This is a genomic window from Streptomyces sp. CA-288835, assembly GCF_050936385.1.
Lineage (GTDB): Bacteria > Actinomycetota > Actinomycetes > Streptomycetales > Streptomycetaceae > Streptomyces.
In genome coordinates this window covers 5,052,716-5,070,932 of sequence record NZ_JBNJMW010000001.1, presented here as the reverse complement: position 1 = coordinate 5,070,932, position 18,217 = coordinate 5,052,716, and the positions used below count along the sequence as shown (strand labels likewise).

At 68.5% G+C, this 18,217-nt stretch carries 16 protein-coding genes and 2 pseudogenes; 9 read left to right on the top strand and 9 right to left on the bottom strand.

All coding sequences use genetic code 11. The features are described 5' to 3' along the window. The first annotated feature begins 128 nt into the window (after positions 1 to 128). Positions 129 to 812, top strand: coding sequence for a snapalysin (gene snpA, locus ACQEVY_RS22795; RefSeq protein WP_432951301.1), 684 nt, complete (start codon positions 129 to 131; stop codon positions 810 to 812). 114 nt (positions 813 to 926) lie between these two features. On the opposite strand, the gene ACQEVY_RS22790 is transcribed toward snpA, so the two are convergent. Beyond that, a complete protein-coding gene (locus ACQEVY_RS22790) occupies positions 927 to 1,964 on the bottom strand; it encodes an endonuclease/exonuclease/phosphatase family protein (protein ID WP_432951299.1) in 1,038 nt (345 codons plus the stop codon). Positions 1,965 to 2,494: 530 nt separating this feature from the next. On the opposite strand from ACQEVY_RS22790, the gene ACQEVY_RS22785 reads away from it, so the two are divergent. Further along, positions 2,495 to 3,022 (top strand): hypothetical protein, encoded by a 528-nt coding sequence (locus ACQEVY_RS22785; protein WP_432951297.1) that lies wholly within the window; start codon positions 2,495 to 2,497, stop codon positions 3,020 to 3,022. On the opposite strand, the gene ACQEVY_RS22780 is transcribed toward ACQEVY_RS22785, so the two are convergent. Beyond that, positions 3,001 to 3,789, bottom strand: coding sequence for an alpha/beta fold hydrolase (locus ACQEVY_RS22780; protein ID WP_432951295.1), 789 nt, complete (start codon positions 3,787 to 3,789; stop codon positions 3,001 to 3,003). The two genes, ACQEVY_RS22785 and ACQEVY_RS22780, sit on opposite strands and share 22 nt — an antisense overlap. 87 nt (positions 3,790 to 3,876) lie before the next feature. On the opposite strand from ACQEVY_RS22780, the gene ACQEVY_RS22775 reads away from it, so the two are divergent. Next, positions 3,877 to 5,322: a PLP-dependent aminotransferase family protein gene (locus tag ACQEVY_RS22775; RefSeq protein WP_432951293.1), complete on the top strand. Its 1,446-nt coding sequence runs from the start codon at positions 3,877 to 3,879 to the stop codon at positions 5,320 to 5,322. On the opposite strand, the gene ACQEVY_RS22770 is transcribed toward ACQEVY_RS22775, so the two are convergent. The 5 genes from ACQEVY_RS22770 to ACQEVY_RS22750 form a co-directional block, all read right to left on the bottom strand. Beyond that, positions 5,237 to 6,073, bottom strand: a complete 837-nt coding sequence (locus ACQEVY_RS22770) for a hypothetical protein (protein WP_432951290.1) — start codon at positions 6,071 to 6,073, stop codon at positions 5,237 to 5,239. The two genes, ACQEVY_RS22775 and ACQEVY_RS22770, sit on opposite strands and share 86 nt — an antisense overlap. Before the next feature lie 226 nt (positions 6,074 to 6,299). Further along, a complete protein-coding gene (locus ACQEVY_RS22765; RefSeq protein WP_432951288.1) occupies positions 6,300 to 7,151 on the bottom strand; it encodes an ABC transporter permease in 852 nt (283 codons plus the stop codon). Further along, positions 7,148 to 8,176 (bottom strand): ATP-binding cassette domain-containing protein, encoded by a 1,029-nt coding sequence (locus ACQEVY_RS22760; RefSeq protein ID WP_432951286.1) that lies wholly within the window; start codon positions 8,174 to 8,176, stop codon positions 7,148 to 7,150. Before ACQEVY_RS22760 ends, ACQEVY_RS22765 begins: the two co-directional genes overlap by 4 nt. A gap of 172 nt (positions 8,177 to 8,348) precedes the next feature. Continuing rightward, on the bottom strand, positions 8,349 to 8,741 hold the full coding sequence (locus ACQEVY_RS22755; protein WP_432951284.1) for a hypothetical protein: 393 nt from the start codon (positions 8,739 to 8,741) through the stop codon (positions 8,349 to 8,351). 147 nt (positions 8,742 to 8,888) lie between these two features. Then, complete coding sequence (locus ACQEVY_RS22750) at positions 8,889 to 9,311, bottom strand: hypothetical protein (RefSeq protein ID WP_432951282.1); 423 nt, start codon at positions 9,309 to 9,311, stop codon at positions 8,889 to 8,891. A 420-nt stretch (positions 9,312 to 9,731) separates the two neighbouring features. Between ACQEVY_RS22750 and ACQEVY_RS22745 the strand changes: the two genes are divergently transcribed. From ACQEVY_RS22745 to ACQEVY_RS22735, 3 genes and pseudogenes are all read left to right on the top strand, one after another. Continuing rightward, positions 9,732 to 10,610, top strand: coding sequence for a hypothetical protein (locus ACQEVY_RS22745; RefSeq protein WP_432951280.1), 879 nt, complete (start codon positions 9,732 to 9,734; stop codon positions 10,608 to 10,610). 613 nt (positions 10,611 to 11,223) lie between these two features. Next, positions 11,224 to 13,059: a hypothetical protein gene (locus ACQEVY_RS22740; RefSeq protein WP_432951278.1), complete on the top strand. Its 1,836-nt coding sequence runs from the start codon at positions 11,224 to 11,226 to the stop codon at positions 13,057 to 13,059. 6 nt (positions 13,060 to 13,065) lie between these two features. After that, positions 13,066 to 13,236 (top strand): annotated as a pseudogene (locus tag ACQEVY_RS22735) (DUF6191 domain-containing protein); the annotation flags it as partial. A 26-nt stretch (positions 13,237 to 13,262) separates the two neighbouring features. Here ACQEVY_RS22735 and ACQEVY_RS22730 read toward each other — a convergent pair. Next, on the bottom strand, positions 13,263 to 13,625 hold the full coding sequence (locus tag ACQEVY_RS22730; protein ID WP_432951276.1) for a DUF805 domain-containing protein: 363 nt from the start codon (positions 13,623 to 13,625) through the stop codon (positions 13,263 to 13,265). Between the two features lie 362 nt (positions 13,626 to 13,987). After that, a complete protein-coding gene (locus ACQEVY_RS22725) occupies positions 13,988 to 14,197 on the bottom strand; it encodes a DUF397 domain-containing protein (RefSeq protein WP_432951274.1) in 210 nt (69 codons plus the stop codon). Between the two features lie 608 nt (positions 14,198 to 14,805). Here ACQEVY_RS22725 and ACQEVY_RS22720 point away from each other — a divergent pair. The 3 genes and pseudogenes from ACQEVY_RS22720 to ACQEVY_RS22710 form a co-directional block, all read left to right on the top strand. Continuing rightward, the gene (locus ACQEVY_RS22720; protein WP_432951272.1) at positions 14,806 to 16,824 is read left to right on the top strand and encodes a Shedu anti-phage system protein SduA domain-containing protein; all 2,019 of its coding nucleotides are present in this window, start codon (positions 14,806 to 14,808) and stop codon (positions 16,822 to 16,824) included. Between the two features lie 372 nt (positions 16,825 to 17,196). Then, positions 17,197 to 17,550 carry an effector-associated constant component EACC1 gene (locus ACQEVY_RS22715; protein WP_432951270.1) on the top strand — a complete coding sequence of 118 codons (354 nt, stop codon included), beginning with the start codon at positions 17,197 to 17,199 and terminating at the stop codon, positions 17,548 to 17,550. Further along, a pseudogene (locus ACQEVY_RS22710) lies at positions 17,537 to 18,199 on the top strand (caspase family protein); the annotation flags it as partial. The gene ACQEVY_RS22715 and the pseudogene ACQEVY_RS22710, both read left to right, overlap by 14 nt. Positions 18,200 to 18,217: the final 18 nt, after the last annotated feature.

The window sequence follows — 18,217 nt, the reverse complement described above, 5'->3', positions numbered from 1 at the left end:
GGCGAGTTGGTGATTGATAGCGCCGTGATAGGGGCGTGCTATCGCCACTTGCCATCATCACAGCGGGCGCACAGGCGTCGACACTCACCGATGACGACGACTCACCCCCCACTCAAGGAGTCATCATCGTGCGCCTCTCCCTGCCCTCCGTCAGGACGACCAAGTCCAGAGCTGTGCTGTCCGCCGCGGTCGGACTCGGCCTCGCGGCCGGTGCGTTCGGCGCGGTTCCGGCCTCGGCGGCGACCCCGGCCGCCGCCCCTGCGACCTCCGTCACGGGCTATCACGGCTCGTCCGAAGAGGCCAAGGCCAACAAGGCGTTCTTCGAGGCCGTACTGAAATCCGTGGCCGAGAAGCGGGCCGCGAACCCGGGCGCCGCCGCGGTCACCGTCACCTACGACGCGTCCGACGCGCCCAAGTTCAAGGCCCAGATAGACCGTTCCACCTCCATCTGGAACAGCTCGGTCGCGAACGTCCAGCTCCAGGAGGGCTCCAACGCCGACTTCGAGTACCGCGAAGGCAACGACCCGCGCGGCTCGTACGCCTCCACGGACGGCCACGGCGGCGGCTACATCTTCCTCGACTACGCGCAGAACGAGGAGTACGACTCCACCCGCGTGACCGCCCACGAAACCGGCCACGTCCTCGGCCTGCCGGACCACTACCAAGGCCCCTGCAGCGAACTCATGTCGGGCGGCGGCCCCGGCCCGTCCTGCACCAACGCCAACCCCGACGCGAACGAGCGCACCGAGGTGGAGCGCCTGTGGGCCAACGGCTTGGCGAAGGCCCTGCACAAGGTGAACCAGGGCCGGTAGCGCGTTTCGGCCCCTTCAGTCTCGTACCGCTGCACCCATAGACCGCATGTCGCCACCCCCCACTGGTGTGGGCCGCCCCTCCTGCACAGGGGCGGCCCACACCGCGTTTAAGGCTCAGCCGCGAGGCGATTCGCGCTCGTGGAGGGTTACGTCGAGGAGGAGCGAGCGGTGGTCCGTGTTCTTCAGGTCCAGGAAGCGGGCCTTGTTCGCCGCGAAGTCCTTGGAGACCAGGATGTGGTCGATCTGGGTGCCGAAGGCCGGGACGGTGCGGGCCGGCCAGGTCGGCGTGCGGGCGTCGCCCGTGAGGCGGGCGCCGTCGCGCAGGCCCGTGTCCAGGATGCGGCGGAACGCGGCGTGGTCCTGGGAGGCGTTGAAGTCGCCCGCGAGGATGGTGGGGCGGGTCTTGTCCGCGGCGGCGTAGTCGCGGAGGGCACGCAGTTCCCGCTGCCAGTCGTCCACGTGGGCCGGGAGCGGGGGCATGGGGTGGGCGAGCTGGACCCGCACCTCGCGGCCCTTCACGTCGGCGATCGCGCCGGGCATGCCCATGGTGCCCTTGACGCCGGGGGCCGGCTTGAGGGGGTACCGGCTGAGGATGACGGAGCCGTCCGATCCGTACCCTTCCACGGCCTGCCGGTAGGGGTACGTTCCTCTGGCCCCCTCCGCTTGCTTGCCGCCGAAGGCCCGCCGCAGCTTTTCGTCGCAGGTGGTCTCGCACTCCTCGACGAACACGAGGTCCGGCTTTTCGCTCCGTACGATCTCGATCAGTTCGTCGGTGGCCTGGCCGTACTCGACGTTCGACGTCAGCACGCGCAGCTCGGCGACCGGGGTGCCCTTCGGGTCGCTCGTCTTCCCGTACGGCTCGATGAACCAGGCGACCGCCGCTGCCGCGAGCACGCCCCATACGAGGCCTACGCGCCAGCGGGCGAGGGCGGCGAGGAGGAGGGCGAGGCCGGTGGGGGCGAGTAGCCACGGCAGGAACGCGATGACTTGGGGGACGGGGGTGATGCCGTCTGTGTCGGCGATGCGGCACCCTACGACGGTGCTCACGCCGAGGAGCAGCAGGGCGGCGATCCAGGCGCCGGCCGTGCGCCCGGGGCGCCGGGCCGCCGGCGCGTCGGCCCACTCGTCCGCCTCAGCTGTAGCAGTACTCAAGTCCGCACCTTCCGTTCTGCCTGAATCCTCCCTCAAAGACGGGGTGGGTGGGCGGAGGGTTCATTTCCCCAGCCCCGCCCCTTCCCGGCTGTAACAATTTGCGGCTCCGCCGCGTGGGGGGGCTGCGCCCCCAGGCCCCGCTGCCTCCGGCGGGGTGGGTGGGGCGCCTACGGCGGGTGGGTGGGTTCTTGGGGCGGGTGGGGAGCCTGTCGCGGGTGGGTGTGGTGCCTACCGAGGTGGGGGGTGACAGTCGTGTCGCGGCTGTGGGTGCGTTGTGGCTGGTTGCTCCCCCACTCTCGGCTGCGCTCGAGCGGGGGGACCCCCATCGCGGCGGAGCCGCAAATTGACACAGCCCCGCGCCCCTTACGGGGCGCACCCACGTGTACGAGTCGCTTACGCCTAGCCTCTGGTTCTGCTCAGAAGGCATGAAAGTCCTTTGTCGCGGCTCAATGCCCTGTCATGATCGCGGCATTGCGGGCGAATACTTGGGGGAACGCATTACTACGACTCGACGCTGTACACGTCTCGGCGTGTCCCAGCGCGCTCTTGCCGGTCTGAGCCTTGCGGCTGCGCTCATTTCTGTGGCGGCCTGCTCGGCGGAGGACTCCGCGGCAAAGCCCAAGCAGCCCACCCAGCCGTCCAGGCCCAGCGCGGATGCGGCCATTGAGAGCCCGTCCGTCGACTCTGAGCAGGCCTCGGTGGAGCAGCCTCCGGAGTTGGACGAGACCGAGACTGTTGCTGCCGAGCAGGGTGGGACGCACGGGAGTCACAGTTTCGAGTTCGACAAGGGGAAGAAGGGCGACGCGCTGATTGTCGCGGTGCGGTGTCAGGGCAAGGGGACGATCGACGTCGTCGTGCGACCTGCTGAGGTTTCGTTCACGATGGACTGCCTCGACGACGAGGTGAGCACCGCCTACAACCAGGTCGGCGTCTCCGGAGTCGAGAACGAGGGCACCGTCTCCGTTGAAGCGCCCTCGACCGTGCGCTGGTCCATGACCATCGGCCGAGGCGAGGCCGCGGCCGATGACGATCTTGCTCAAGCGGAGTCGTCGACGTAGCTCAAGAAGCGTTCCAGTGCCTCGTTGAACTCCTCCGGACGTTCCAGGTTCGGCATGTGGGCCGCTCGCGGGATGACCTGGAGCGTGGCGTCGGGGAGGGCCTCGGCCATTGTTTTCGCGTCGGAGACCGGGGTGTACTCGTCGTCCTCGCCGACCACCACCAGGGACGGGACCGTGACCCGGGTCAACAGGTCGCGGTAGTCGGGGCGTTCCGCCCGGCCTCGTAGGGCTGCTGCCGCGCCTGCCGGGGGCGTGGCGGTCATCATGTTGTGGACGTGGGTGGCCACGGACCCGTCGGCGTAGGGGGCGACCATCTTGTGGAGGACCTCGTCCGCGTAGCCGTGCATGCCTTCCTTGAGGAGGCGGTCGGCCATGTCGTTGCGGGACTTCTTGCCAGCCGGAGTCTCCGGGGAGGCGAAGGTGTCGGCCAGGATCAGGCCCCGGATGCGGTGCGGGAACTGGGCGTAGCACTCCATGGCGATCTGGCCGCCCATCGACAGGCCGGCCAGGACGAAGTGCTTGACGTGCAGTTCGTCCAGGAGGGCCGCTATGTCCTCCGCGAACGTGGAGAGTTGAGTGACGCCGGGTACTACCGGCGAGGCGCCGTAACCGCGTAGGTCCGGGGCGATCACCCGGCGGGTCGGGGAGAAGGCCTGCACCTGGGGCGTCCACATCGTGCGGTCGAAGGGGTGGCCGTGGATCAGGACAAGGGGCAGGGGGGTTGAGAGTTTCGCGCCTTTGTCCTCGTATGCGAGGTAGGGAGCCATGAGTGGACCCTAGGTGGCATCGACTACTCGGTGCAATGAGAGCTTTGCCCTCGGTGCAATCCTGAGGGTGAGGGGAGATGAGCGCTCGTGGAGGACTACCGGCGGATCGCCGACCGGCTGGCCGAGGAGATCCTCACCGGGCGGCTCAAGCCCGGTGAACGGCTGCCGCCGCAACGGGTGTTCGCGCGGCGGCGACGTATCGCCGGGTCCACGGCCGGGCGCGTGTACGCGGAGTTGGTGCGGAGAGGGCTCGTGGTCGGCGAAGTGGGGCGCGGGACCTTCGTACGGGCGGGGCCGCTGCCTTCGGGGCGGGCGCTGGCCGAGGAGGGGGAGGGGGAGGGCGAGGTCGCCGGGCCCCGGTTCAATCTGGAGCTCAACTACCCGTTCGCGGAAGGGCAGTCGGAGCTGCTTGCCGTCGGGCTCGCGCCGCTGCTGCGGGCCGATGTGCTCGCGGAGGCGACGCGTACGGCGTCCGCCACCGGCACGCCCGCCGCACGCGAGGCCGCCGCCGGGCTGCTGGGCGGTCCGGGCTGGCGGCCCGCCCAGGAGAGGGTCCTCTTCGCCGGGAACGCCCGGCAGGCCATCGCGGGCGTCCTCGCCTCCCTCGTACGTCCCGGAGGCCGCGTCGGCGTGGAGGCGCTGACGTATCCGCTGGTCAAGGAGATCGCGGCACGGCTCGGCATCACACTCGTACCGCTCGCGATGGATGAGGAGGGGCTACGGGCCGATGGCCTCGCCGCCGCCCATCGCGCCGCGCCACTGTCCGCCCTCTACGTCCAGCCGACGCTCCACAATCCCACCTCCGTGACGATGGGGGACGGGAGGCGGCGTCAACTGGCCAACGCTCTGCGAGAGTTGGACCTTCCGGTGGTGGAGGACCGGATCTGGTCGTTCCTCCGGGACGGCCAGGTGGGCCCCACTCCCCTGGCCTCGTATGCCCCTGAGCGCACGTACCTCGTCGACGGGCTGTCCAAGCGGGTCGCGCCCGGGCTCACGGTCGGTTTCCTGGTCGTGCCGCGGGGGCGGGTGGACGCGGTCGCGGAGGCGTTGAGGTCGGGCGGGTGGACGGCGGGGCGGTTCGCGTTGGAGGCCGCGGTGCGGTGGATCGGCGACGGGACGGTCGAGCGGCTCGTCGCGGCCAAGCGGGCGGACGCGCGGGCGCGGCAGCGGGTCGTCGGGGAGTGGCTGGGGGAGTTCGCCGTACGGGCCGATCCGTACGCGTACTACACCTGGTGGGAGCTGCCGCCGCCCTGGCGCGCGGACACGTTCACGGCCGCGGCGGCGGCGCACGGGGTGGCGCTCACGCCGGGGCGGGCGTTCGCAGTGGAGCCTCAGCGCACGCAGGCCCAGCGCAGACAGGCCGAGCGCATGCAGGCCGCACCCGCACAGGCCGCACGCACGCAGGCCGCCGCGCCGCCCGCCACGCCCGTCTCCCCGGCGGACGCCGTCAGGCTCGGGCTCGCCTCTCTTCCCGTGCCGGAGCTGGAGGAGGCTCTGCGGATCGTGCGCGATGTCGCGCGACACGGCCCGTGAGCCAGGCCGTCGCGGCCACCGTGAGGCCGAGGGCGAGGATCGTCCACGTCGCCGTACGGAGGGTGGACGTGAGGGCGTCGTAGACCGCGGCCGCCGCGGCGCGGGAGACGTGGGGCGGCAGGTCGGCGAGCGTCAGGGTGCGGACCACTGCCGTGGCCAGGGCGAGGAGCCCGGCGCCCAGCGCCGCGCCCAGGGCCGTCGCGATGATCGCGCGGCGGCGGCGTACCGCGAGGAGGATGCCGCCGGCGGCCAGCGCCAGCGCCGCGATCGGGAGCCAGAAACCCGCGAACTCCAGCATGCGGAAACCCTTCCGGAGCGCGGCCACTTCCCGGCCCTCGAGAACCGTGATCTCGGTGTGCGTCACGGGGATACGGTGCGCCAGCGGCACCCGGTCCTCGGCCAGCCGGTCCCTGAGCTGCTGCGTGACGGGCGCGAGGTCGAGCGTGACCGCGTCGTCGCGCTCGCCGCGCAGGGCCCGTAGGACGGCGTCGTGAGCGGCCCGGTTCGCGGTGTCCCAGGCGGTGCGGAAGGCCGGCGTACTGGTGAAGGACCGCGCGGCCTCGCGTACGAACTGCCGGAGCTCGCCCTCGAGTTGCCCTGCCTGGACCTTGGTCATGATCCCGTCGGTCAGGGTGTCGGCGACCGCTCCGCGCACCTCGGGCCCGGTGGCGAGCGGCCCCATCGTGGCGACGTACCGCCGGGTGTCGCCGATCTCGTACTTCGCCCACACCGAGAGCCCGCCGAGCGGCACGAGAAGACAGCCGAGGACGATCAGTACCGCCGAGAGGACTTTCCGGACACCGACTTTCCGGACACCGGCATTCCGACCAGCGAGTTTCCCAACACCGACTCTGTGCACAGCTCAAGAAAGAACCCCGGTCGTGCCCCGAATTCATCGGGGCACGACCGGGGTGACTGCATCCGGACGCGGATTGCGTTCTTCCGGGGGACGCCCGCCCCCAGGACCTGACTGGGAACTACTTCCGGTTGTACAGCCGCATCGTCACCGGCCCCAGCACCGCCACGAACAGCGCCGACCAGCCCAGCGTCCACGCGATCTCCTCGGTCGGCCAGGAGCCGGCCATCAGATCGCGGACCGCGGAGGCGACGTGGGTGATCGGGTTGTTGTTGACGAAGGCCTGGAGCCAGCCCGGCATCGTCTCGGGCTTGACGAAGATGTCGCTCAGGAACGTCAGCGGGAACAGCACCATCATGCTGACGCTCATCACGCCCTTCTCCGTGCGCATCAGCAGACCGACCATCGTCCACACCCACGAGAAGGCGAAGCAGAAGACGATCAGCAGCACCACGCCCGCCACCACGCCGGGGAAGCCGCCGTCCGGGCGGAAGCCCATGATCAGGCCGACGGTCAGCATCACGATCGACGCGAGCGTGTAGCGCAAGGCGTCACCGAGCAGATAGCCGACCATCGTCGACGGCCGCCAGATCGGCAGAGACCGGAAGCGGTCGAAGACGCCCTTCTCGATGTCGATGTTGATCGCGAGACCCGTATACATCGTGATCATGGACACGGACATCACGAGGATGCCGGGCAGCAGATACTGGATGTACTCGCTGGGTGAGCCGGCCAGGGCGCCACCGAACAGGTACGTGTACATCAGGATCATCATGATCGGGAACGCCGTCACATCGAACAGCTGCTCCGGTACGTGTTTGATCTTGAGCATCGCCCGCCAGCCGAACGTCAGCGACGTCTGCAGCGCGTTCGGCCGCGGCGGCCGCTCCTTGGCGACGAGCAGTTCGGCCAGGCTTTCGGTGCGGACCGGGGCGAGTTCCGTGCTCTCGGTGGTCTGGGTCGCGGTGCTCATGCCGTGGCCTCCTTGGTCTGTGCCTCGGTCGTCCGGTCGTGGTCGGTCGGGCTGCCGGTGAGGGCCAGGAACACCTCGTCCAGGCTCGGCTGTCCCAGCGAGAAGTTGTCGACGATGATGCCCGCGCGGGCGAGTTCGGCGAGTGCGCGGGAGGCCTTCTCGGAGGGCCCGCAGCCGTTCATGTCGCCGTTGCTGCCGACCCGGGCGGTGAGGGCCACGGGGTCGGGTTCCAGTTGTACGTCCGCGTCTAGGGCCTGCCTGAGCAGGAGCTCGGCGTCGGGGCGCTTCTCCGCGTCCCGCAGCCGTACGTGCACGGCGCCCGCGCCGACCGAGGCCTTCAGCTCGCCCTTGGTGCCCTCGGCGATGACCTTGCCCTTGTCGATGACGGCGATCCGGGACGCGAGCTGGTCGGCCTCGTCGAGGTACTGGGTCGTGAGGAGGACCGTCGTACCTTGAGCGACGACCGCTCGTACGATCTCCCAGACCTGGTTGCGGCTGCGCGGGTCCAGGCCCGTCGTCGGCTCGTCCAGGAACAGCAGGTCCGGGGTGTTGAGGATCGACGCGGCGATGTCGATACGGCGCCGCATGCCGCCGGAGTAGTTCTTCACCTGGCGGCCGGCCGCCTCCGACAGGCCGAAGGCGGCGAGGAGTTGGGCCGCGCGGTCGTACGAGGCCTTCTTGCTGTGGCCCGTCAGACGGCCCAGGAGTACGAGGTTCTCGGTGCCGGTGAGGTCCTCGTCGACGGAGGCGTACTGTCCGGTGAGGCTGACCCGGCTGCGGACCGCGTCGGCCTCCCGTACGACGTCGTGGCCGAAGACGTGGGCCTCGCCGCCGTCGGGACGGAGCAGGGTCGCCAGCATCCGTACCGTGGTCGTCTTGCCCGCGCCGTTCGGACCGAGCAGGCCGTACACCGTGCCCCTCTCGATGCGCAGGTCGACGCCGTCCACGGCGCGGTTGTCGCCGAAGGTCTTCACCAGGCCGGCGGTCTCGATGGCCGGCCCTCCGGCTAGGTGATCGCTTTTCATGTCCGCCCCATCCAGTCCTCTACGAGTGCTGAGCTGTCGTTGAGATGTAGACCCCCACCGGGCAGCAAACTCATCGTAGATTTCGGCACTGGATTCGTCGTGGGCTTTTTGTCCTAAGTCCTGCGGCCGCCCGGAGGCCTAAGTCCTCCGCCGCGCGGACGTCAGTCCTCCGTCAGGCCTCCGTCGTGTAGAACCGGTAGAACACGACCGCGAAGACGCCCGCCGCCACTGCGAACGCCACGGCCGCCGACCTCAGGATGCTCGAGCCGGTGAGGCCGTGCAGGAACCCGACCGAGGCACCGCCGAAGCCCGCCCACGCGGCGGCGCGCAGCTCGCGCGGCAGATGCGTACCGAGCAGACGCAGCCCGAGGTACGCGACCACGAAGGCGACCGCGGCGACGACGCCCAGCAGGACGTTCCAGCCGGTGATCGGCCCCGCGTCCCGCCCGATGGCGGCGGCCCACAGACCGAAGACGATCCCTCCGAGCACGGGGGCGGTGAGCTTGGTTGCGACCCGCGCGGGACTCCCATACCACCGAGCGGCACGCGGCGCTGCATGAGCCATGACCCCACTCCTCTCTCCTCGCCCCTGCCTCCAGAGCACACCTGGGGGGCGGGGCGGGCAAGTCGGAGGCGACGCGAGCCGTGCGCTCCGCCACCAGTGTCTCCTTGCGCAGACAGGGGCGCAGGGCCCGCTTCAGCTCGGAGTCGCTCATGACGACTCTTCGTCGGCCGGTACGTGCGGATGCGGGTCTGAGACAGTGCCGCGGCCGGGCGCGTCTTCCGGCTCCTCCGCCACCGTGTCCCGCAGGCTTGCTGCCACGCGAACGGCCGCGTCGACCTGCGCGTTCAGCGTCAGCGACGACTCCGGCCAACCGTCGTACCCCATGCGCAGCTCCCGGCCGCCCATCTCCACCGACTCCGCGCCCCGTGGCAGGCCAAGTCGGCGTATCTCCCGGTGGCGCAGCCGTGTCGGCGGCCGCTCCTCGGGGAGGCGGACCAGGACCGACGTGTACCAATGGGTTTCCCCCTCGCCGCTCTCGTACGTGGAGCAGGCGATGCCCACTTCGACGCCGTTCCGGATGCCAAGGCCAGCAGTTCGCCGCGGAAGTGCGGGCTCGCCGGCAGCACCCATCCCTCCTTGCCGGTGGTGAATGCCGCCAGGTCGGTCCCGCAACGCCCCGCGTTGCGGCCCGCCCAGGTGATCAGGGTCCCGTGACTGTTCGACCGCCGCTCGGCGGCCCGTCGTGCGTCGGCCAGCGATATGGCGGTGATCAAGCCATTGAGCACCACCGTGAAAGCGACAACGACCGCTGTCGCCTGCCACGGAAATCCCCAGACGATCCCGCCGACGAGGAGGAGCGCCGACCCGCCCGCCGAGATGACCACACCCTCTGTCAGAGCTTTCCGCTCTTCGTCCACAAGGGGCATGGAAATCAGTAGACCACCGCTTATCGCCAATTGCCCCACCCTCAAAGGGCTTTGTGCCACGCTGCGCCGAACTCCCCATGGTGCGGATCGCGCATCAAGGTCGCCATCCTTCGGAAGGAGCGTCATGACCCGCCAACAGCGCCTGGAGCGTGAATACGAGCAGCTTCGCCAAGCACAGATCGATCCAGCGCGACAGAGCCCCGCGCCGCATCAGTGGGAGGCTCTGGTAGACGAATACCGCAGGGCCTCACGGGACCACGCGGACCTCGAAACGGCCCGCGGCCTGGCCCGTGCACTGTGGCGATGGTCAATGGCGCTGCAACTGACGGGCAATACTGCCGACGCGGTCGATGCGGGACGCCAGGCGGCGTCCGAGTTCGACTCCGTCTTCAGGAAGACGCTGGGCCGGGACGCTGACGAGAGTTCGCCGGCCGTCGAAGAGGCGCTGGCAGAGCTGCTCGTGGCCCGCACCGACCTCGCCGAGATCATCTTCAAGACGGGAGATCCGGACGAGCGCATCCGCATCCTCGAGGACGCCCGCGAGACCGGGCACAGCATCGAGGCCGGCCCGCGGACGTGGCGGGCGTTGGGGACCGTCCACCACAATCTGTCCACCGCCGAAATGGGCAGGTTTATCGATGCCGTGCGCCGTAGAAGGGGCAGCGCCGATCCGATGGTCCCTACCCTGTCGGCCTCCCGCGCCGTGGAGATCCGGCAGGGCCTGCTCAATCCCTATGACCCATTGACCATGTGGGAACTGGCCAACTCCTATATCCAGTACCTGCGGTGCCTGAGCATGGTGGAGGATCCGGACCGCGCGGTGAGGGTACTCGACCTGGCCGCGACGCTGGTCGCGATGCTGCCGGCGCAGACAGGCGCCGATCTCCGTCCCCAGCTTGCCCAGAGCGTGCACATGCTGTGCACGGCGTACCCGGGCCACGCCCGGGAATTTACGCAGGCGCACGAAGCAGCAGGCTCCCGCGGTCGGCCGCCGTTCACGTAAGGGGAGGTGGGCGTGAGCACGTTGCGGCACGAGGCGCTGCTGAGCCATGACCCCATTCCTCTCTCCTCGCCCCTGCCTCCAGAGCACACCTGCGGGGCGGGCAAGTCGGAGAGGCCTACGACGTCGGCGGGTTCGGGGTCGCGTTCGTACTCGGTGGGTGGACCCTGGCCGAGCGCGGAGTGGAGGCGCTCCTCGTTGCACTGCGTACTACGTCATTGAGCTGTCGGCGTCGCCCCCTGGCCCGGATACTCGGGGCATGGAATACCTTGCCCGGACTGGTCATCCTGCTGACCGTTGTGGCTTTCGTAGATCAGCTGCTTCTCCATGCTGGGCGGGCCGGACTGCTGCCCTGGCGGAACAGCGCCCGGCAGGGCCAGATATCGGCGACCGGGTTGGAAACAGTTCCCGGATGTGTAGGCCGGTGTTGGTCATTTCGGGCCGGGCGGAGGGGTGTGGTCGGTCGCGAATGATCCAGTCGACGATCATCTTCTGCCCTTCCTGTGCAGAGGGGAGCAGTTGTTCGCCAATCGCTGGCATGTGCTTCCCGGGGTATGGGGGCGGGCGTTAGCTTCGGCCCGTCGAGATCATCACAGGCGAGCGGGGGCGCACGGCGTTGGGCAAGCGGGAGCGGGGAGCGAAGCAGCGGGAACCGCGCCCGTTCCGTGCGCTGGCTGGCCCGTTCGTGGTCGCCCCGCCTTCTGGATGCCGCATCCGCACCCGGCTGCACCTCTCGCCCGCCGACGAGGAGGTACTGCGGGCGGTCGGGGAGCACCTGGGCGCGCTGGCCGGAGCGGACTTGGCGGCGCGGGTGCGGATCGGGAACGTGCCCGCCGCGCACAATCGGCGGGCCGAGCGGAAGAAGGCCTTGACCGCGCAGTCCTCCTCCCGCTGGGCGGGATCGATCACCCGCACCAGCGAGGACCAGTACCAGCTGGCCCGGCGGGCACTGAACGCCCGCATTGGCTCGCTACGTCAGGCGATCGCCACGATCACCTCCCGCCTCGCCGTCACACCCGGCACCCGCGAGCAGCGCGGGCGCAGGTGGGTGCGCGGGTATGCCGATGACACCGAGCGGCGGGCCAAGCAGCAGCGGCTGCAGATCCTGCAGGGCCAGCTGCGCCGGGCGGTGCGGGAGCGGGACAGCGGCCACGTGCGGGTCACCCGGGGCGGACGCCAGTTGCTCAACGCCCGCCACCACCTCTACGACGCCGCCACCGCCGAAAAGCCGCTGACCGCAGCCGACTGGCAGGCCCAGCTGGAGGGGTGGGGCACGGTCTGGTCGGCGCGGCGGATGTTCCTGACCGCGGACGGGGAGGCAGGGGCGCCGTTCGGGAACTACACCCTCAGCATCGACCCCGCCGACGGCTCCATCGCGATGGTGCTGCCCGACCCGCTGCGCGTCCAGTACGCCAACGCCCCGCGCGGCCGGTACGTGCTGGACGCGGCGGCCGTCTTCAGGCACCGGGGCGGGCAGTGGGCGGACCGGATCGCCGTGGGCGCCTCGGTCCGCTACGACATCACCTACGACCCGGCCCGCGGACACTGGTATCTGGATGCCTCCTGGTCCACCACGGTCAAGGGCCAGACAGCCCCGGCCCCGGCCCTGAAAACGCTGCGGCAACATCCGGTCCTCGCTGTGGACGTCAACGCCGACCATCTCGCCGCCTGGATCATCGACCCCTGCGGCAACCCCGTCGGCGCTCCCCACACCATCCCCCTTCAGCTGTCCGGTCTGCCCGCCCCCACCCGCGACGCACGGCTGCGCGCAGCGATCTCCCAGCTCCTGCACCTCGCCCAGCGGCATGAGTGCGCGGCGCTGGTGATCGAGAACCTGGACTTTACTGACGCCCGCGCCACCGGAAGGGAGAAGCTGGGCCGGGGCCGGCGCGGCAAAGCCTTCCGCCGCACCGTGGCAGGGATCCCGACGGCCAAGTTCCGCGACCGCCTGGCCGGGATGGCCCACCACGCCGGACTCTCCGTGATCGCGGTCGATCCGGCGTATTCGAGCAAGTGGGGTGCCCAGCACTGGCTGAACCCCCTGAAACAGCAGGCTTCTACCGGCTCGACCACTGTGAGCGGGCATCATGCCGCCGCGGTGGTTGTCGGCAGACGCGGTCTGGGCTGTACGGCCCGGCGCAGGAAAGACGGACCCCGCCAAACCGCTGCCACCACCGCCACCCGGCGTGCTGAGGCAGCGGCCGTGCGACCGGAGGATCGCACCGGGACAACCGCCCCCGCAGCGCCGAGTCACCACAGCACAGGCCGTACGGAGCGGACAGCTCCGGCACGGACCTCGCGCAGCACCCCCGGGGTGCGTCAGACACGAGCGCGCCCACCCGGAAAGCACCCGCCCCACGGCCCCACCACCGTTCGGGGGCCCAGCATCCACGACCAGCAACTCACGCTGTTCGCAATGCCCGATATGGCCAGCACCGGCCAATCAACTTAGGAACGGTTCGAGCAACTCCATGCGAGCTTCTCGCCCGGGAAGCAGAACGAACTCAAGGAGCGGCAGTCGGCACTGGTGATGCGGGACGACGAGGAAGACGGAGCGCCGCCGAACCGCACAACAGCGGACCTGGAGGGAGGAACCGTGGTCGTCCGGATGCCGCACGCCGACCAGTAGACGGCCAGCGGTACGGCGGTACGGTCTCACCAGTCCGCCCTTGAGCCCGGCGGCCAGCCGTACTCGTTGTCCTCCGGGTCGCCTCGTTTGCAGAGCATCGCGAGCAGCACGATGATCCCGATCACCGGGACGCAGGTCCATAACCAGTTCCAGCCGCTAAGGCCGCAGTCGTGCAGTCGGCGTACGAAGACGCCCAATGTCGGCACGAACAGGAACAGCCACACGGGGAGGACGACCGGGACCTCCCATACGGCGGTCAGAGCGACACTCGGGATGAGGCAGCCGAGACAGAAGAGGTAGAACCACCAGTACTCGGCCCGAGAAGCCCGGCCCTCCCAGGAGAAGGTCTTCGCAAAACCCCGCTTGACGGCCTCCGAGAAGCCCACCATCGCCCACCTCCGTCATCGACGCCGACGAGCACGGTAGGCCGCCCCTACGGGGCCCCCTCCCGACGTTGGGTCCGTCGTCGGGTGCGTGTGGTGCCTGTAAGGGGCGCGGGTCGGTAGGAAGCCCCCGTCGTGCGCCGTGGTGCAGCACACGACGGGGCCCGTAGGGACTCAGCGGTGCAGGTCCCAGTAGTCGTCCAGCTTGCGGAGTGCGGTGATCAGCCGGGGGGCGGTAGCCGGGACAGGACGACTCACGCGGCAGTGCCCAGACGTCCCGGCACGACATTCAGCGCAGCACCCCGGAGTGCTCCGGAGCGGGCTCGGCGCTGCCGCCGCACTGTGGGCACTGCCCCCAGCAGGACTCCCTACGCCGACAGATCGAACTCGCCCAGCTTGGCGCCGGCCAGGAAGTCGGTCCACTCGACCGCCGTGAACTCGACGCTCTGGCCGGTCGCGGAGTTGCGCACGGCCACCTTGCCGGGAACGTTCGTCGCGACTTCCACACAGCGCGGGTCGTCGCTGTTGTACTTGCACGCGTTGGACGTGCGGAACTTGAACTCGGGGATTGCGCTCATGGTCTCTATCCCTTCGCTGTACGTGCGGGGAGTCGGTCCGCGTGCAGTTTGGCGCACGCCTTCAACTTCGTTACTAGCTCACGCAGTTGGGCGCGCTGCCCGTACCAGTCGGGGACGGCTGGTACGGGAGTTGACGAACCGGGCAACTCTCCGGCTGCCAGGCTGTTTTGTACTAGCGCAGGGCAGTACGGCTCCGAGACGCCCGCTGCGATCACGCGAGGGGTCCAGATGTGCTGGGCGCTGTGATGGAACACCGAGTGGGAGGCAGCTTGACTTCCTCATCGGGAAGCCACGGAGCGTCGCAGTCGGGCCGGTTGTCGGCGTACACCTGAACACGGCCCTGGCAAGATCTTCGTGAAGCGGGGAGGTGCCGCCGCGCGCCGGTTACGCTCCGTTACGGGTAACGGCAGTGTCAGCGAGTGTGACGACCTCGTACGGATTGTGACCCCCACACCTGGCGGCTGTGCGGATAGAGCGAGTGCGGGTGTCAGCGTGTTCGGCGAGGTGAAAGTCTCAATTGTCCGACGCCCTGCTGCCTAACCGTCCATTCTGGACGCATGATTTCCACCGATCCCGTCAGAGCGAACGAGCCGCCGACCATCACGGCGGTGACACGACGTGACATCTTCAAGTACCTGCGCGGGATGTCGCGACCCTGGTGGGGCGAAATGGACGAGGTCACGTTCCTGGAGGGCCTCTACGACCTGGACCAACCTCCAGTCGGCAACACTCAGCTCCCGACTGTCCGCGCCGATATCCAGCAGCACCGGTTCAACAACCCAGACCTGCCCGACGACTGGATCTTTGAGGACTCCCGCTTGGAGCTCTCACACGGACCGGACGAGATACTGCTCACCTTCCTAGCACGGGTGGTCCATCCTGAAGTGGCGGTCGACGTCGCGGAGGCTATGAAGCACGTCGAAGAGCTGAACTTGCTGTTGGCGCCGGACGGATGGGGTCTGCGTTCGCATGAGTTTCTCTCGGGCCGCCCGCTGTATAGGCCGGTACGAGTTCCGCCTGGAGGCCCGTTGATCCCGCTGCCGCTGGAGGATGACGACACGGGCAAGCTTGACCTGGTCCTCGGTCAGGCTTTCAGCCTCCTGGACTGCGCTGGCGAGGAGACCGCACGCGACCTGCTCCGCACCGCGGTCCTGACCCTCCGCCGTGACGGCGGTTTCTTCCATCCCACACCTGGTGACAATTGGACGGAGGGCACCTACCAAGCGGTCTTGACGGTGGAGCGCGAGCTTCTGCCCACCTGCACCCCGGGGGCGAAGGAGGTGATCTGGCGGACTGTGGAGTCCGTACTCGTCCAGCTCGGGCGCATCGATGTCCAGGACCTTGTGGTCGAAGGCGACACCCGGCCGCTGCCCAACATCCCACCGGACTGGCGGACCCGAGCCGCAGCCCCCGCTACTCCCATCGTTCGAGGGCTCCGACTCCCCTTCTCCACCACCGAGTTCGATGTCACCCGCAGGGACTTCACCGACCTAGAGATCCGCGGTTCGCAGGACAGCAGCGGGTTCCACTACCTCTATGACACCCGCGCACGCCGGATGATCACCGACTTCGTCCTCGACGACCGGCCGCAGGTAGCGACCTTGTGCAGCGTCACCATCATTAAGAAGGGCGACACCTTCACACCGAGGCTCAAGCTCTGGAAGAAGGACAAGAAGAAGGCTGGGGAAGTCTCCGCCACGCAGACAGTGCCTGAGACCGGGACCACCCGGGCCATCAAGGCGCTCGTCGACACCGGGGACGTCCACGAGAACTTCTGGAAAGTCATCAACTTCCTCCAGGGCTGCACCGACCTGAGCACACCCGGTAGTTCCCTCCAACTCGTGGCCGGCGACGAGGCCCAACTCGCCCAGCTGCTGACCGGCCAGGACCGGACGACGGTGCTCGGTGCGGTCAGGACAGCCATCGGCGGCGGGCTCACGGAGGAGGACATCCGGCTGATCAGCAACCGCAAGGAACAGCTCCAGAGGTTCGAGCGGCTGCTGACCGATTCGGACTACTTCCAGCAGGAAGAGAGCCTGGCAACGACGCGCGGGGCGGAGGCTGTCTGGCAGGCCTTTTTCGAGACGAACCAGTGGATCTTCGGCTACGGGCTCAACCTCATCGCCTGCGAATCCATCGACGACGGCAAACTGGAACGCATCACCGCCGGCGCCAACATCTTCGGCGGAGCCGGGAAACGCATCGACGCCATCATGCGGTCCAAGGGCCTGATCAGCAGCATGCTCTTCTGTGAAATCAAGACCCACGACACGGAGCTGCTCGCCAAGACTCCATACCGTGCGGGCGTTTACCAGGCATCGAAAGAACTGGGCGGCGGCGTAGCGCAGGTGCAGAAAACCGTCAGCAAGGCCCAGCAGCTCATCTCCCGCGAGTTCCTCACCCGCATCTACGACGACGACGGCACCCCGACCGGGATCGAACTGTCCACCACCCGGCCCCGGCAGGTCGTGGTGATCGGGAGCCTGCGCGAGTTCACCGATAACGGCGCCGTGAACCCGGAGAAGATCAACTCCTTCGAGCTGTACCGGACATCCATCCAGGACGTCGAGGTAATCACGTTCGACGAACTTTACGAGCGGGCCTGCTTCATCGTCGAGGATCACTGAGGCGGACCGCTGCCAGGGCGCTCGCCGACACTGCCGCTACCCGTGACCGAGTGTTACCGGCGCACGGGGGCACATCCCGGCTTCACGGAAATCTTGCCAGGGCCAGAAAACCCCGTCCCCCGACACCAGTTGGGGTTCGCTTCTGTCAGTCCCTGTCACGCAAAGCGCGGGAGGACGCCAGCGCAGGCCATCACTGTCGTGGCGGTGGCGGTGAGAACGAGCATCAATGTCCCTACCCGATCTGCCGTGCGAACAAGGCAGGGCTCCAACTCGGCCCAGTTGCACCGTAGTCGGTCAGGCTGACCGACTACGGTGCTCAGCTCGACCTTCTATGCTGGCAGCGAGCAGGACCGCGTGTAACGGGGGTGGGAAGTGCAGGTGGCGTTGCGGATCGCCGGCGACTCGGCCGAGGACGACGTCCGGTCCTTGTATGAATGGCTGCTCTTGGACCGCACTGTTCGACGCGAGGCACGTGTGGAGATGGCGTCGTCGTCCGTGCCGGTCCCGGGACAGCAAGGCGCGGTGCTGGACCTGGTGTCGTTGGTGCTGGGCAGTGGAATCAGCGCGGCCTCGCTCGGCGTGTCCATCGCGTCGTGGCGGGCCACTCGTCCCCGAGAACCGTCCATCACCGTTGAGCGCGCCGACGGCCGCAAGGTGACGATCACAGGCACGTCCCAGCAAGAGGCGCAGCGCCTGATAGAGCAGCTGCTCGGTGAGCAGCAATAGGGGCCGTGGCGTGAGCAGGTTTCCCGACCCGGAAAAATCGCGGGCACTGTTCATCGGCGTGGACAAGTTCGACAGTCTCGAACCCTTGCCGGCGGTCCGTCGCAATCTGTCGACGCTCGTCGAACTGTTTGCTGGCGATGTGTGGCAACTGGGCTCATCACACTGTGCCCAGTTACTCAATCCCACTTCGACACGAGAAGTGGACGAAGCGATCTTCCGTGCCGCGGAGGCGGCCACGGACACCATGCTGCTCTACTACGCGGGGCATGGGTTGCTCGACCGCCAGGGGCGTCTTCACCTGGCTATGCCGGACAGTGACAAGGGCTCTGTCCACTCAACCGCGTTCCCCTACGACTGGGTGCGCATGCGTCTGGCCGACAGTGGTGCTGCGCGGTGCATTGTCATTCTTGACTGCTGTTTCAGCGCACGCGCCATGGGCGTGCAGTCTCCGGCTTCAAGCATCGCGGCGCTCGCTGAGGCGGAAGGTACTTACGTACTGGCGGCCGCCGACGAACGTGCTATCGCCCTGGCGCCACCCGAGGAGGCGTTCACGGCATTCACCGGAGCCTTAGTGCGCGTGTTGGCCGACGGCATAGCTGATGCCCCTGAGTTCCTCGATCTCGACACAGTCTTCCAGGGGGTCCAGTCCATCCTGCGGCGTCAGGCA

Coding starts and splice junctions, on each gene's coding strand:
- ACQEVY_RS22780 (WP_432951295.1), bottom strand. CDS start 3,789: ATGGCTCCCTACCTCGCATACGAGGACAAAGGCGCGAAACTCTCAACC.
- ACQEVY_RS22765 (WP_432951288.1), bottom strand. CDS start 7,151: ATGAGCACCGCGACCCAGACCACCGAGAGCACGGAACTCGCCCCGGTC.
- ACQEVY_RS22760 (WP_432951286.1), bottom strand. CDS start 8,176: ATGAAAAGCGATCACCTAGCCGGAGGGCCGGCCATCGAGACCGCCGGC.
- ACQEVY_RS22755 (WP_432951284.1), bottom strand. CDS start 8,741: ATGGCTCATGCAGCGCCGCGTGCCGCTCGGTGGTATGGGAGTCCCGCG.
- ACQEVY_RS22750 (WP_432951282.1), bottom strand. CDS start 9,311: ATGGGTGCTGCCGGCGAGCCCGCACTTCCGCGGCGAACTGCTGGCCTT.
- ACQEVY_RS22745 (WP_432951280.1), top strand. CDS start 9,732: ATGACCCGCCAACAGCGCCTGGAGCGTGAATACGAGCAGCTTCGCCAA.
- ACQEVY_RS22730 (WP_432951276.1), bottom strand. CDS start 13,625: ATGGTGGGCTTCTCGGAGGCCGTCAAGCGGGGTTTTGCGAAGACCTTC.
- ACQEVY_RS22725 (WP_432951274.1), bottom strand. CDS start 14,197: ATGAGCGCAATCCCCGAGTTCAAGTTCCGCACGTCCAACGCGTGCAAG.